General features: G+C 69.7%; 13 protein-coding genes. 5 read left to right on the top strand and 8 right to left on the bottom strand.

Going from position 1 to position 13823, the window contains the following annotated elements; translation table 11 throughout:
• Nucleotides 1-2: 2 nt before the first annotated feature.
• Genes RUR_RS13700 through RUR_RS13680 form a run of 5 tightly spaced genes read right to left on the bottom strand, consistent with a single transcriptional unit; the run spans nt 3 to nt 5377 of the window.
• Nucleotides 3-905 (bottom strand): 4-(cytidine 5'-diphospho)-2-C-methyl-D-erythritol kinase, encoded by a 903-nt coding sequence (locus tag RUR_RS13700; protein ID WP_283135390.1) that lies wholly within the window; start codon nt 903-905, stop codon nt 3-5.
• 36 nt (nt 906-941) lie between these two features.
• Nucleotides 942-1799, bottom strand: coding sequence for a 16S rRNA (adenine(1518)-N(6)/adenine(1519)-N(6))-dimethyltransferase RsmA (gene rsmA / locus RUR_RS13695; RefSeq protein ID WP_283135389.1), 858 nt, complete (start codon nt 1797-1799; stop codon nt 942-944).
• Nucleotides 1800-1841: 42 nt separating this feature from the next.
• Nucleotides 1842-2678 carry a TatD family hydrolase gene (locus RUR_RS13690; protein WP_283135388.1) on the bottom strand — a complete coding sequence of 279 codons (837 nt, stop codon included), beginning with the start codon at nt 2676-2678 and terminating at the stop codon, nt 1842-1844.
• Between the two features lie 43 nt (nt 2679-2721).
• Nucleotides 2722-4098 carry a hypothetical protein gene (locus RUR_RS13685; protein WP_283135387.1) on the bottom strand — a complete coding sequence of 459 codons (1377 nt, stop codon included), beginning with the start codon at nt 4096-4098 and terminating at the stop codon, nt 2722-2724.
• A 55-nt stretch (nt 4099-4153) separates the two neighbouring features.
• Entirely contained in the window at nt 4154-5377 is a 1224-nt protein-coding gene (locus RUR_RS13680; protein ID WP_283135386.1) for a glycosyltransferase family 2 protein, read from the bottom strand.
• Between the two features lie 310 nt (nt 5378-5687).
• Here RUR_RS13680 and RUR_RS13675 point away from each other — a divergent pair, with 310 nt between their 5' ends.
• Nucleotides 5688-7202, top strand: a complete 1515-nt coding sequence (locus RUR_RS13675; RefSeq protein WP_283135385.1) for a hypothetical protein — start codon at nt 5688-5690, stop codon at nt 7200-7202.
• 288 nt (nt 7203-7490) lie between these two features.
• On the opposite strand, the gene rsmI is transcribed toward RUR_RS13675, so the two are convergent.
• Nucleotides 7491-8330, bottom strand: coding sequence for a 16S rRNA (cytidine(1402)-2'-O)-methyltransferase (gene rsmI / locus RUR_RS13670; protein ID WP_283135384.1), 840 nt, complete (start codon nt 8328-8330; stop codon nt 7491-7493).
• Nucleotides 8331-8415: 85 nt separating this feature from the next.
• Between rsmI and RUR_RS13665 the strand changes: the two genes are divergently transcribed.
• On the top strand, nt 8416-10059 hold the full coding sequence (locus tag RUR_RS13665; RefSeq protein WP_346349040.1) for a dolichyl-phosphate-mannose--protein mannosyltransferase: 1644 nt from the start codon (nt 8416-8418) through the stop codon (nt 10057-10059).
• 4 nt (nt 10060-10063) lie between these two features.
• On the opposite strand, the gene RUR_RS13660 is transcribed toward RUR_RS13665, so the two are convergent.
• Nucleotides 10064-10828, bottom strand: coding sequence for a PhzF family phenazine biosynthesis protein (locus RUR_RS13660; protein WP_283135383.1), 765 nt, complete (start codon nt 10826-10828; stop codon nt 10064-10066).
• Nucleotides 10829-10886: 58 nt separating this feature from the next.
• On the opposite strand from RUR_RS13660, the gene RUR_RS13655 reads away from it, so the two are divergent.
• The 3 genes from RUR_RS13655 to RUR_RS13645 are packed head-to-tail and all read left to right on the top strand — an operon-like array spanning nt 10887 to nt 13283.
• A complete protein-coding gene (locus RUR_RS13655) occupies nt 10887-11303 on the top strand; it encodes an SSI family serine proteinase inhibitor (protein WP_283135382.1) in 417 nt (138 codons plus the stop codon).
• A gap of 45 nt (nt 11304-11348) precedes the next feature.
• Nucleotides 11349-12689, top strand: a complete 1341-nt coding sequence (locus RUR_RS13650; RefSeq protein ID WP_283135381.1) for a hypothetical protein — start codon at nt 11349-11351, stop codon at nt 12687-12689.
• Nucleotides 12690-12734: 45 nt separating this feature from the next.
• Nucleotides 12735-13283 (top strand): hypothetical protein, encoded by a 549-nt coding sequence (locus RUR_RS13645; protein WP_283135380.1) that lies wholly within the window; start codon nt 12735-12737, stop codon nt 13281-13283.
• Nucleotides 13284-13455: 172 nt separating this feature from the next.
• On the opposite strand, the gene RUR_RS13640 is transcribed toward RUR_RS13645, so the two are convergent.
• Nucleotides 13456-13659 (bottom strand): cold-shock protein, encoded by a 204-nt coding sequence (locus RUR_RS13640; RefSeq protein WP_283135379.1) that lies wholly within the window; start codon nt 13657-13659, stop codon nt 13456-13458.
• Nucleotides 13660-13823: the final 164 nt, after the last annotated feature.

Here is a 13823-nt window from a genome sequence, read left to right as displayed (position 1 = left end):
CGTTAAACGATCGTAGCGCCAGGAACGGGGCCGTAGGCCCGTACCACCGACCGGCAGACCCCGGCCCCCCGCAGCGCGACCGCCAGATCGAGCGCCTCCTCCTCGGAGGCCGCGAGGAAGGCGCAGGTGGGCCCGGACCCGGAGACGATCGCGCCGAGCGCGTGGTGCTCCCGGCCGGCCGCCAAGGTCAGGGCGAGACTCCCGCGCAGGCTCAGCGCCGCGGGCTGCAGATCGTTGTGGAGTGCGGCCCCGAGCGCCTTGGCGTCCCCGGCGCGCAGCGCCGCCATGAGGGTCTCGTCCACGTGCGGCCAGCCGGCCTCGACGCCCATGACCATACGGAGGCGATCGCACTCGGCGTAGACGCGGGCGGTGGAGAGCCCTCCGTCGGCGAATGCGAAAACCCAGTGGAAACGTCCCTGGGAGAGCGCAGGGGTGAGCGTCTCCCCCCGCCCCACGCCCACGGCGGTCCCGCCCAGGAGCGCGAACGGCACGTCGCTGCCGATGCCGGCGGCGATCTCGCTCAGCTCCGCCCGATCCAGCCCCAGCCCCCACAGCGCGTCGCAGGCGACCAGCGCCGCGGCCGCGTCCGCGCTCCCCCCGGCCATCCCGCCCGCGACCGGGATGTCCTTGCGGATGCGCAGCTCGGCCCGCCGATCGCAACCGGCGTACGCCGCGAGGGCCTGCGCGGCCCGGATCGCCAGATTGTCCCCGTCGAGCGGAACGTCGGCGATCGACTCGCCCGCCACGGTGACGCGGAACCCGTCCGCCTCGACCGCGGTGACCTCGTCGAAGAGCGACACCGCGTGGAAGACGTTGATCAGGTCGTGATAGCCGTCGTCCCGGCACGGGCCGACGGAGAGCTGCAGATTGACCTTGGCGGGGACTCGTACGGTGACGGCGTTCACGTCTCCCGATCGTATGCGGCTCCGCACATCACTCCTTCACCCGGCGTTCTCCGCGATCTTCGCGAAATCCTCGACGTCCAGCTGCTCTCCACGTAACGAGGGATCAATCCCCGCGGCGCGCAGAATCTCCTCGGCCCGCGCCGCCGTACCCGCCCAGGAGGCGAGCGCCGCCCGCAGGGTCTTGCGGCGCTGCGCGAACGCCGCGTCCACCACGGCGAAGACCTCCCGGCGCGAGGCCGAGGTCTGCGGCGGCTCCCGGCGCACCAGCGAGACCAGCCCCGAGTCGACGTTGGGGACCGGCCAGAACACGGCGCGCCCCACCGAACCGGCCCGGCGGACCTGCGCGTACCAGGACGCCTTCACCGACGGGACGCCGTACACCTTGGAGCCCGGACGCGCGGCCAGCCGCTCCGCGACCTCGGCCTGAACCATGATCAGCACACGGTCGAGGGACGGCAGCTCCTCCAGCAGGTGGAGCACAACCGGCACCGCGACGTTGTAGGGCAGGTTGGCCACCAACGCCGTCGGGGCGGGGCCGGGGAGATCCTCCCGTCCGACCGCCATCGCATCCGCCCGGACCACGGCCAGCCGGTCCGCCACCGCCGGAGCGAACTCGGCCGCGGTCTCCGGGAGCCGTCCGGCGAGCACCGGATCGATCTCCACGGCGATCACCCCCCCCACCACGGGCAGGAGCGCCAGCGTCAGCGAGCCGAGCCCCGGGCCGACTTCGAGCACGACGTCGTCCGAGCCCACCGCGGCGGCGCGGACGATCCGCTGAACCGTCCCCGCGTCCAGGACGAAGTTCTGGCCCAGCTTCTTCGTCGGACGCACACCCAGCTCGCCGGCGAGCCTGCGGATGTCGCCCGCGCCCAACAGCCCCGTTTCCCGAGTCACCCAATCAGTCTCGCGTACCCGGTGACCTAACAGGAACCGGGCTTACCCGAAGGAGCCGAACACCCGTTCGCCGTTGCGCGCGATCGCCGTACACAGCTCCTCCACCGGGACGCCCTTCACCTCGGCCAGGAACCGGACCGTGAGCGGGATGAGGTACGGGGCGTTCGGCTTGCCCCGGTGCGGAACCGGCGGCAGATAGGGCGCGTCCGTCTCGACGAGGATCAGCTCACTCGGCGCGACCAGTGCGGCCGCACGGAGGTTCTCCGCGTTCTTGTAGGTGACGGTCCCCGCGAACGACATGAAGTATCCGGCCTCGGCGCAGGCGTCGGCCATCTTCTCGTCACCCGAGAAGCAGTGGAAGACGACCCGCTCGGGCGGTCCCTCCTCCGCGAGCACCCGGAGCACGTCGTCGTGCGCGTCCCGGTCGTGGATCACCAGCGCCTTGCCGGAGCGCTTGGCGATGCCGATGTGCGCCCGGAAACTCGCCAGCTGATCCGCACGGGACGCCGTGTCCCGGAAGTAGTCCAGACCCGTCTCGCCCACCGCCCGCACCCTGGGCAGGTTCGCCAGCCGCTCGATCTCGCGGAGCGCCTCCTCCGACGCCCGGTGTGCCTCGTTGGGGTGGATCGCCACCCCCGCGTAGACATCGGGGTGCTCCTCGGCCGCCCGCGCGCACCAGCGGGAGGAGTCCACGTCGTACCCGATGGTCACCAAGCGGCGGACCCCCACCGCCTGCGCCTCCCGGACGATCTCGGCGACCGTCCGCGGACCGGCGGACGGTCCCGCCCGCTCCCCGACCATGATGTCGAGATGACAGTGGCTGTCGAACACCTCTACGGGCAACGGCTCGGGCGCCGGCGGGATCTTCACACTGGTCACCGCGCCAACCTATCGCGGCGCCGGCGCATGCCCCCAAAGCACCTCATGACGGGGCCCGGGATCGGCGGAAGGCGAGGGCGGCGGCGATCATCGCGAGGGGTACCGCCGCCAAGACGTAGCGGTAGCTGAACTCGGCGGTGGCGGCGGGGACGACGACGAGGACGACGGCGACCAGCCACGGCAGCAGGCCCGGTGCGCGCAACCACCGCAGGTACCACGCCGGTGAACCCCGGACCGGGCGGCGGAAGAGCCCGGCCAGGCCCACGAGCAGGACCACGCCGAACATCGAGCCCCGTAGATAGACCCGGTCCTGGTAGCCGCCGAGGAGGCCGGCCTGGGGTTCGGAGATCACGGTTCGCCAGCCGGGGTCGTAGGCCGTGAGGTACGGCGGCTCCCAGTTGGGGAGGGACTCGATCACCTTGTCGAACCGGTACTGCGCGTAGGTCGGTTCGTCGGGAAACGGGGTCCGCTCCCAGGCGAAGGTCCTGGCCACGTCCTTGAGGACCACCGAGAGATAGTCCAAGGGCTGTGCCAGTACGGCCCTGCGGGCGAACTCCCCCGCGAGCCGGTTGGTCTGCTCGGTGAAGACCTCGCCGCCCAGCCGGTAGAGCGGCGAGGACGCGGACCAGATGTACAGCTGGGAGAGCGGTCGCCGTTCGGCCGGAAGATCGTCGCAGAGGGGTGCCAGCCGGGGAGGCGGCTTGATCTTCCCGCAGTCGGCGAAGGCCATCGTCCGGCTGTAGAGGAAGATCCCCGAGCTGTCCGACAGGGAGTACCGGCCGTGCACCTCGTGAAACCACGACATGTACGCAAATATCGGGATCGCACCGGCTAGGGCGGTGGTGGTGACGACCCGCCAGCCCACCTGCCGTATCAGCAAATATCCGATCAAGAGAATCAGAAGTGGCTGCCCGATGCTCCGGGTCACGGTCGCCAGCCCGAGCAGAACCCCGGCCACGGCCCCCACCGCGACCGTCGGGCGCGCCCGTACCACGAGGACGACCGCCCCCACCACCAGGACGGTGAAGAGCGTGTCCGACATCACCAGGTGTTCAAGCTGAACCTGATACGCGTCGAAGAGCACCGGGACGGCGGCGAGCACCGCGGCCCAGGCCGGGGCGCCGAGGCGGCGGACCACCTGGTAGCAGAGCACCCCGACGGTCAGGCCCATCAGATGCTGGACCACCGCCACCAGCGTGAACCCGCCGAGCGGATCGAGCAGCTTGAGCAGGAACGAGTAACCGCTCGGCCGGATCGGTGAGGGGTTGAGCTCGAAGGCGTCGGCGACGTATCCGTACGAGTCGTTGAACCACATGATCGGCCGATAGCCGATCATGACCGTGATCCGCAGGGCCACCGCAAGGGCGAGCACGACGAGGAACGCGCCATGGCGCGCGGCCCACCTCCGGACTGCCCTCATAGTCACCGTATTTTTCCCAGGCCACAGGCCATGAGGCAACTACGGCGATCGAGGGTCAGTGGCTGGAGGCCTTCTCGCGGTTCACCGCTTCCGCGGCCTCCTCAGCCGCAGAGGCCGCCACGTCGAAAGGGGTCTCTTTGGTCCGCCGGATACCGAGGATGCTGATGAAAAGCGTCGCGAAGATCGCCTGGAAGCTCATGATCAGGGCGGTCGCGGCCGGCACCACGATCCGGAGCGACTGCCGCGGATCGAGCTCGCCGAAGTTGTTGACCTGCCAGTGCACCAGCGACGCGATCAACCCGGCGAGGCCGGCCACGGCGAGCACGCCCCCGATGACCAGCCCTTTCTCCAGGCTCATGAAGTCGATGAGCTTGCGGATCCGCCGCGACTCCGGCAGAAACCCCTCCTCCGCCGCGTAGACCTTGGTGAAGAGGGCGAACAGCGCCGCCTGGAAACCGATCACCACAAGCGCCGAGGTCCCGACGAGGGTGTCGACGTCGAACGCGAGATCCCCGATCCGGACCGGCCCGGTGACCAGGATCGCGCTCGCCAGCAGGCCGACCGCCATCATGAGCAGGCCGGGGATGAAGAACAGCCAGCGGGGGCTGTAGAGCAGGAGGAAGCGCAGGTGGCGCCAGCCGTCCCGCCACGACCGCAGGTGCGGGGGACGGGAGCGGCCGTCCGGGGAGAGCGTGGTGGGGACCTCGCGGATGTCGAGCTTGGCCAGGGTGGCCTTGACCACCATCTCGCTGGCGAACTCCATCCCCCCGGTCTGCAGTCCCAGCTTCAGGATCGAGTCACGGCGGAACCCCCGCAGGCCGCAGTGGAAGTCTCCGATCTTGCTCCGGAAGAAGAGCCGCCCGACGAAGGAGAGGACGGGGTTCCCGAGGTACTTGTGGAGCGGGGGCATGGCGCCCGGCGCGATCCCGCCCTTGAAGCGGTTTCCCATCACCAGCTCGGCGCCGGCCCGGAGCTCCTCGACGAACGGCAGCAATCCGGTGAAATCGTAGGAGTCGTCCGCGTCGCCCATCATCACGAACTTGCCGCGAGCCGCGCGGATACCCCCGATCAGCGCGTTGCCGTACCCCTTCTCCTGAATGTGGACGACACGCGCGCCCGCGTCCCGGGCCAACTGCTGAGATCCGTCCGTGCTGCCGTTGTCGGCAATCACGACCTCGCCGTCGATCCCGTGCTCACGCATGCAGTCCAGCGCCTTGCGCACGCATATCTCGACGGTCTCCGCCTCATTGAGGCAGGGCATCACCACGGTCAGTTCCACGTCCAGCTCCTCGATCTCTCCGGCACACCCGTATCGGCGTCCCCGAGTTTCGCCGGATGCATCCTGGATGTAAGGCCTACGGATACCCTCACAATGTCGTTTTCAGACCACCCATGATGCACGGCATCATGTGCTGATCGGGTCCGCTCCGCCAAACGAAACGGTTCAGAGACCCTACATTTCAGTTAGTGACGTGGTCATGTCGATCGCTGAAAAGCTTGTGAGGCCATCGATGTGGCGGGGATGCCGACCCCGCGTCGACGTTAGCGGATCGGCGACGTCGGGGACGAACCAAGGAGGAAAGATCAGGGTGACCAGCGCGAACCTTCGCGATGTGGGCGCGAGAGCACTCGCCGTGCCGCGACGCCACCCCCTCTTCGCCGCCGCCTTCGCTGTGGCGTCCGTGTTGCGGATCATCGCGATGCTCGGGTACACGCCGGCGATGTGGTTCACCGATTCTTACGAATACGTATCGGTGGCGCTCAACCCCCGGCCGCACCAGATCCGTCCCGACGGCTACTCGTTCTGGCTGCTGCTGCTGAAGCCCTTCCACAGCTTCAGCCTCGTGGTGTTCACCCAGCACCTGATGGGGCTGGCGACGGCCGTACTCATCTATCTCCTGCTCCGGCGCAGGTTCGGCCTCCCCGCCTGGGGGGCGACGCTGGCCGCGGCACCCGTCCTGTTCGACGGCTACCAGATCCAGCTTGAGCACCTGATCCTCTCCGACGCCATGTTCACCCTGATCGTGGTGGCCCTGATCACCCTTCTGCTCTGGCACCGCAAGCCCTCACTTATGATCGCCACCTGGATCGGGCTCCTGCTCGCGCTCGCCGCCCTCACCCGGACGATCGGCCTGCCGATCCTCGCCCTGGTGGTCGCCTACCTGATCGTGAAGCGGGTCGGCTGGCGGCCGATCACCGCGGTCGTCGTCGTGTGCGCCGCCCCCGTCCTCGCCTACATGGCCTGGTTCGCCTCGGTCTTCGACGGCAGGTTCGCCATGACCAACAGCGACGGGGTGATCCTCTACATGCGGACCGCCATCTTCGCCGACTGCGCCAAGATGAACCCCGAGCCCGAGCTGGTGCCGCTGTGCATCAAGGAGCCGGTCGACAAACGCACCGAGTCCCAGCGCTACCTCTGGAACGACTACGAGAGCCCGCTGCACCGGCTGGGCGGCTACAAGTTCAACGCCTACCAGAACGAGGTCGCCGGACGGTTTGCGCGGGAGGCGATCCTCAAACAGCCGGGCGACTACCTCGCCGTCGTGGCGCGGGACTTCATGCGCACCTTCCAATGGGACCGCCCGATCTTCCCGGACCGCAAGACCTGGGCGCGATATCAGTTCCGCCCGCTGGGGGCCGAGGAGAAGCACCTGCCCAAGTGGCGGGTGGACCGGCGGGGCGGCACTGCGGCGGAGGACGCCGCACGCTACGAGGCCGGCAACCCCGAGACCCAGGTCGTGGCCCCGTGGGCGGGCATCATGCAGACCTATCAGGGGATCTTCTTCCTCCGCGGGACGCTGCTCGGCGGGATCCTGCTGATCGGCCTCGCCGGGATCGTCGTCCGCTGGCGCAAGCTCGGCGGCCCGGTGCTGCTGCCCTGGCTCGCCGCCGTCGGGCTGCTGCTCGCCCCTGCCGCGACCGCGGAGTTCGACTACCGCTACGTCCTGCCCGCGGTGCCGCTCGCCTGCCTCGCGGCGGCGATCACCCTGCGGCACGGGCTGCCCTGGCTCCGGCTGCCCTTCCTCCGCCGGGCCGATTCGACCCCGCCGCCCGCGTCGCCGCCGCTCCACACCGACACCCGCGTCCCCGTCTCGGCGCGCTGACCGCCCGACCCCGCCGGCACCGGAGGCCGGTACGGCGTCACGCGGCGAGCCCGCCACGCCGTACCGCCTCCGGCACCTCAAGGCACCGACCCCGCGCAGGCGCGGCTTCACCCGGTCTCGGGACGGCTCCCGCGGCCACCGCGAACCCACCCGGCCCGCCAGGCCGTCCCCATCCGGCGCATCGACCGCCCGATTCCCTCGACGCACTGCTCCACAACGGTTCCGGTACGGCTCCTGCGGCCCCAGGAAAGCCGTCTACGCGACAAACTCTGCCGTACCCCTCCCCGGCTAGCCCTGGCGGTGTACGGCGTCGTAGAGGGTCCGCTTGGGCGTGCCCGCCGCCTTGGCGACGTCGACGATGGCCTGTTTGCGCGAGACGCCCTCGGTCTCCAGCCGCCGTACCTCGGCCACGAGGTCCTCGATGTCGGCGGTGCCGGACGCCGGTTCGGCCCCCGCGACCACCACGGTGATCTCACCCCGTACCCCGGAAGCCGCCCACGCGGCGAGCTCGGCCAGCCCGCCCCGCCGTACCTCCTCGTAGGTCTTGGTGAGCTCCCGGCAGACGGCGGCCGGCCGGTCCGCGCCGAGGGCCTCCGCCATCGCGGCGAGGGTGGCCGCCAGCCGGTGCGGCGCCTCGAAGAACACCATGGTGCGCGGTTCGGCGGCGAGCTGGGCGAGGCGGCGGGACCGCTCCCCCGCCTTCCGCGGCGGGAAGCCCTCGAAGCAGAACCGGTCGAACGGCAGCCCGGAGAGCGCCAGCGCGGTGGTGACCGCGGATGGGCCGGGGAGCGCGGTGACCCGTACTCCGGCGTCCACCGCCAACCTGACCAGCCGGTATCCGGGGTCGGACACGCCCGGCATCCCCGCGTCGGTGATGATCAGAACCTCGCTCCCGGCCTGGAGCTCGGTGAGGAGTTCGGCGGCGCGCCGGGATTCGTTGGCGTCGTAGTAGGAGACGACCCGCCCGTGGACGGACGCGCCGAGGTCGGCGGCGAGCCGGTGCAACCGCCTGGTGTCCTCGGCCGCGATGACGTCCGCGGACTCCAGTGCCGCCTTGAGCCGGGGCGAGGCGTCGGCCGCCTGCCCGATCGGGGCTCCCGCCAGGACGAGCCTGCCTTCTTCGTTCACCGGTCAATCCTGACATGGGAGAACTCCGCGGCATGCCGCGTTCGCTTGCCGGGCGTGACGACCGAGGGTCCCTTACCATGGCCGGGTGGCTGTGACCGAGTACGAGCAGCAGAACCCGCCTGATCAAACGCAGGTCGGCGGTCATCTTGTCATGCGAGACAAGGAGAAGGCCACGCTGCGCGAACGTCTGGTGCCGCCGATGCGGGGCAGCCGACTCTGGGGCTGGCTCGGGCCGATCGCCGTCATGATCTTCGGTGGGTTCCTCCGCTTCGACCGGCTGGACAAGCCCCACGGGATCATCTTCGACGAAACCTACTACGCCAAAGAAGGCATTTCTCTGCTGAAGTTCGGGGTCGAGCGCGTCATGCTCGGCACCGACAAAGACCCGATCGCCAACAACCGGCTGATCAACGGCAACACCGACATCTTTCTTCAGTGCTCCCCCGAGACCGTGGAGAAGTGCGCCGGCTACGTGGTGCACCCACCCCTCGGCAAGTGGATGATCGCCCTTGGCGAGTGGGTGTTCGGGCCCAACCCCTTCGGCTGGCGCTTCGCCGCCGCCCTCTTCGGCACGCTCTCCATCCTGCTGCTCGCCCGCACCGCCCGGCGGATGACCCGGTCCACCCTGCTGGGCTGCCTCGCCGGATTCCTCCTCGCCCTCGACGGCCTGCACTTCGTGCTCAGCCGGTTCGCCCTCCTGGACGTCTTCCTCACTTTCTGGATCATCGCGGGGTTCGCCTGTCTCATCGCCGACCGCGACCACACCCGAGGCCGGCTGGCGGAGCTGGTCGACGCGCACGGGACGACCGGACGGGCCCTCTGGCTCGGGTTGCGCCCCTGGCGCATCGCCGCGGCCGCCTGCCTCGGGCTCGCCGTCGCCACCAAATGGAGCGGTGTCTTCTTCCTCGTCGCGTTCGCCCTGCTCAGCCTCGCCTGGGACGCCGGGGCCCGCAGGACGGCCGGCCTGCCGCGCCCGTACCGCGCGATGTCCCTGCTGGACGCCCCGATCGTGCTGGGCACCATGGCGATCACCTCGATCGTCGCCTACACGGCGAGCTGGGCGGGCTGGTTCGCCACGCCCTACGGCTACAACCGGAACTGGGCGAAGGCGACAGGCGAAGGGCCGATCGGGTTCCTCCTGGAATCCGTGCGTTCCTGGTGGGACTACCACTTCATGGCGCTCAACTTCCACACCGGCTTGAACAAGCCGCACACCTACATGTCCGAGCCGTGGCAGTGGCCGCTCCTGGCCCGCCCCGTGGCCTTCGACTATGAGCCGATCAAGAAGGTCTGCGGCGTCGAGGACTGCTCACGCGCGGTGCTGGGCGTCGGCACCCCGGCCATCTGGTGGGGCGGGCTGGTCGCCCTCGTCGCCATGATCGCCTGGTACGTCGCGACGCGGGACTGGCGGGCCGGGACCGTGCTGATCGCCTACGGCGTCGGCTGGCTGCCCTGGTTCTACTTCGCGCTCGCCGACGACCGGACCATGTTCCTGTTCTACGCGCTGCCGATGCTGCCGTTCCTGATCCTCGCCATCGTCCTCGCCATCGGACTGATCATCGGGCCGAGCCGGGGGGAAACCATGCGCAGGGCGGGGGGAGCCGCGGTCGCCGGAGCCTACTCGCTGCTCGTCCTGATCAACTTCTGGTGGCTCTACCCGATCCTCGCCGCGAAGATCATCCCGAACGCGGACTGGGTCGCCCGCATGTGGTTCAAGAGCTGGATCTAGCTCCTCACCCGTGCAGCTCGCCGCTGACCACGGTGACCGCGCGCCCGGCCAAGCCGACCCGGTCACCGCGCACGGTGACGTGGACCCGCCCGCCCCGAGCCGAGAGCTGCGCGCCCACCAAGGAGTCCCGGCCCAGCCTGCCCGCCCAGTACGGACCCGTCGCACAGTGCGCCGATCCGGTCACCGGATCTTCGGGGATGCCGAGCGCGGGGTAGAAGCAGCGTGCCACGAAGTCGTGTTCCCCCGAACCCGGGGCGGTCACGATGACCCCCCGGGCGTCCAGCCCCGCGATGAAGGCGAGATCCGGCGCGATCTCCCGGACCGCCGCCTCGTCCGCCACCTCCACGAGGAGATCGAACTCGCTCGTCCCCATCCAGGTGATCGAGGCCCCGAGCGCCTCGGCGAGCCCGGCGGGGGCCGGCGTCGCCCGTACCGGGAGCGCGGGAAAGTCCATCGAGATCAAGCCGTGCTCCCCCCGCCGTACGGTGAGCCCGCCGCTCAGCGTTTGGAAGCGGACGCGACCGTCGACGCCCTCCTCGAAGAGGACGTGCCCCGTGGCCAGGGTGGCGTGTCCGCAGAGGGCGACCTCGGCCTTGGGGGTGAACCAGCGGAGCCGGTCGCCCAGCAGGAAGGCGGTCTCGGAGAGGTTCATCTCAGCCGCGATCGCCTGCATCCGCCCGTCGTCGATCTCCCGGTCAAGCAGGCAGACGGCGGCCGGGTTACCGGTGAACGGCCGATCCGCGAAGGCGTCGACGATGAAGAGGCGCATACCCGGGAGAATAGCCGGATCACCTGTCGCGCTTGATCGATTACTTATTGTTATCCCTATGCGAACTTACCTCAAGGCACTCGGTGCCGGCACACTCCTCATGCTCACCGCGGTCAGCGTCCCGGCGGCCGCCGCGGCCCCGCCGGAACCCCCGCCCGTCGGGGCGTTCGTCCTGACCGTCCAGGTCGGGCAGATGGCCCCCGCCAATTCCCCGAGGTACGTCGTCGTCCTGCAGTGCGGGCCGCTCGGCGGCACCCATCCGCGGGGCCGGCAGGCATGTGAGGAGATCCTCAAAGCGGGCGGCGACTTCACCAAACTCCCGGGCGACCCCAAATCACGGGCCTGTACCCGGGAGTACAACCCGACGACGGTCACCGCCGTCGGGCTTTGGAAGGACAGACGCGTGAAGTACGACAAGACCTTCGCGAACCCGTGTGTGAAGCGTGGCGCGACAGGCGCGGTCTTCGCGTTCTAGCTCAGTGATCGTCATATCGGCCATGCATGCGGCAGACTGCGAATCATGCCTGCACCCGATGTGGCCGCGCTCCTAGCCGAACTGGAGACAACGGATCCGGACGCGGTCGACGACGCCCGGGACGCCGTCGACTGGCTCACGGGCGGCGAGGGCCTGGAGACCATCACCCAGCTGAGTATCTGCGAGTTCCTCTGGTACGCCCTTCCCCTGAAGTGGGCGGGGTCGGTCGAAGAGCGGATCTCGGCCGCGTGGGCCCTCAGCCGCCTGCTGACCCTCGGTGGACTGGAGAGATACGCCGCGCTGTGTGTCTCCCCGACGACCACGCAGATCCTCCGTACCTACGATCGGGATGGCGACGACGCGGGGGTCACCGCCTATCAACGCGCCATGGAGACGACGGGGCTGCTCCCTCCGGACATGCCGGAGCTGACGTGGAGCGCGATCATGGGCCCCGAGGAGGTCGGCGCGCACGACGCCTGCGCCGCGGCGCTGGAGCTCGCCATCGTGTCCGGAGAGCTCGCCCCCTCCAGCCGGACCTGGCGCAGCAGGCGCAACGCACTGATCAACAGATGGCTCACCACGCCCCGGAACGAGCTCGGCGGGGACTCCTGGCTCCAGCGGATCCACGGGGAGCGGCTCAACCGCTGGGCCCTGGGACGGGGCCAGCCCCGGCGCCGGCTCGCCCAGCCGTTCGAGGTACGGCTCCACGCGGCGATCCCCGTCCCGGACGCGGCCGGCCACTCCCTCGAACCGCTCCGCTGGCTCCTGGAACACGCCGACACCGGGGTTCCGCTCACCCAGAAGCACTTCATCGCCCGCGCCCTCGTGGTGGAGGCGTTTAACCGGTTCGGCTGGGAGTCCCGATGTCTGGGCACCCCCAGGTGCGAGAACGATCTCAGTCCGCTGCAGGCCCTCCGCGAGCTCGCCCAGCATGAGATGCGCGCGCTGCGCCGTACCGGCCGGGCACTCCTCATCACCGGCACGGGTCGCGCCCTGCTCTCCGACCCCGACCTGCTCTGGCAGGCCGCGTCCTCGGCGCTCATCGCCCAACGCCCGGACGAGCAGGACTTCGACGTCTCGGTCCGGGAGATCTCGCTCATGGTGCTGGCCGACGGCGCGACCCTGGACCGCGGGGAACTCGCGGTCACGGTGGCCGAGGCCCTGGCGGGAGAGGGCTGGCGTACCGGCCAGTCCGGTGGTGTCGACGTCGGCGAGGTCCGCTGGGGCCTCAATGAGCTAGAACGCCGACTGGAGATATTCCGGCTTGTCGCCCCCCGCGACCGCTGGGACTCCCCCATCCGGCTCACCGCGGTCGGCCAGACGGCGGCGTTGACCGCGCTGCGCACCCGGGCGCTACTCCCCCGGCAGTACGTCGGGATGGGGTGAGGCGCAGGTCAGCGAGGCGGTGGCGGAAGGACCGTCGTCGGTTCCGTGGCGGGCGGATCGGTCGGCTCCGGCTTTGAGCTGGGCGGCGGCGGCCGTTCCGAAGGCAAGTCCGGCTGCGGGGTCTTGACCGGCTTTCTGGGTGGCTGCGTCGATCGGACCGTCGGTTTCACCGTGGGGACCGGGCGAGGCGGTGGCGGGTTCCGCGGTGGCTTGACCGAGGGTGCCGTCTCCGGCGACGACGAAGGGGGCGGCGGCAACGCGGGTGCGTCGCTCGGCAACCCGGTGGTCGCTGGGGGCGGTGGCGGCAGTACCGGCCGGCTGGGCTCGGGAACCTGCACCGAGGCCGGCACCGGATTCTGGGACCGGATGTCCGGCGGATCCGTCTCCGGTTCACTCTGCGCGGCCAGCCCGAACGTCACCCCGGTCACCGCCAGGGCGATCACCCCGACTCCGGCCAGAGCCTGCCACAGCCTGGTACGCCGGGGGCTCTTCCGAAAGTTCAGCCGCTCCGGGATCTCCCGTTCGGTGCCGACGAAGATCGACGGCGGTAGAACCGCACCCTCGGAGTCCGTCGCGGGCGTCGAGTCCTCGTAGCGGTCGTTTCCCGACCGGTACGGCTCAGCCCGCCATCCTGACACAAGCGGTCATGCTAGACGTTTTGCCCGGCCTCAGCAAGATCCTTTTGTGTCTCGCAACAGTCCGGACTGCCGCGAGACACAAGGATCGTGCGATCAGGCGTGATCGGCGATTACGCTACGCGACGCGATCAGAGCGGGCGAACCTGCTCCGCCTGCGGACCCTTCTCCCCACGACCGGCGGTGAACTCGACACGCTGGTTCTCGTCGAGCGTGCGGTAGCCGTTCGTCTGAATGGCGGAGAAGTGAACGAAGACATCGGCGCTGCCGTCGTCGGGGGCGATGAAGCCGAACCCCTTCTCGGCGTTGAACCACTTCACGGTGCCCTGAGCCATGTGCTCTCCCTTGTCAGGCGATTTCCGAGGCCACGGACATGACCCCGGGTTGCTGCGACCGTCGCCCTCCGAAGGCACAAGCGTTCTCGTACGGCATACGCCCGCTGTCGGAACTTCGCAGGCGCTGAAAGCACGTACACGAACTTCGACTACAACCTCGGCCT

It is taken from the genome of Rhizohabitans arisaemae (assembly GCF_025996515.1).
Classification (GTDB): Bacteria; Actinomycetota; Actinomycetes; order Streptosporangiales; family Streptosporangiaceae; genus Rhizohabitans; species Rhizohabitans arisaemae.
The sequence above is the reverse complement of the archived record's forward strand: the minus strand, read 5'-3'. Positions and strand labels throughout refer to the sequence as shown.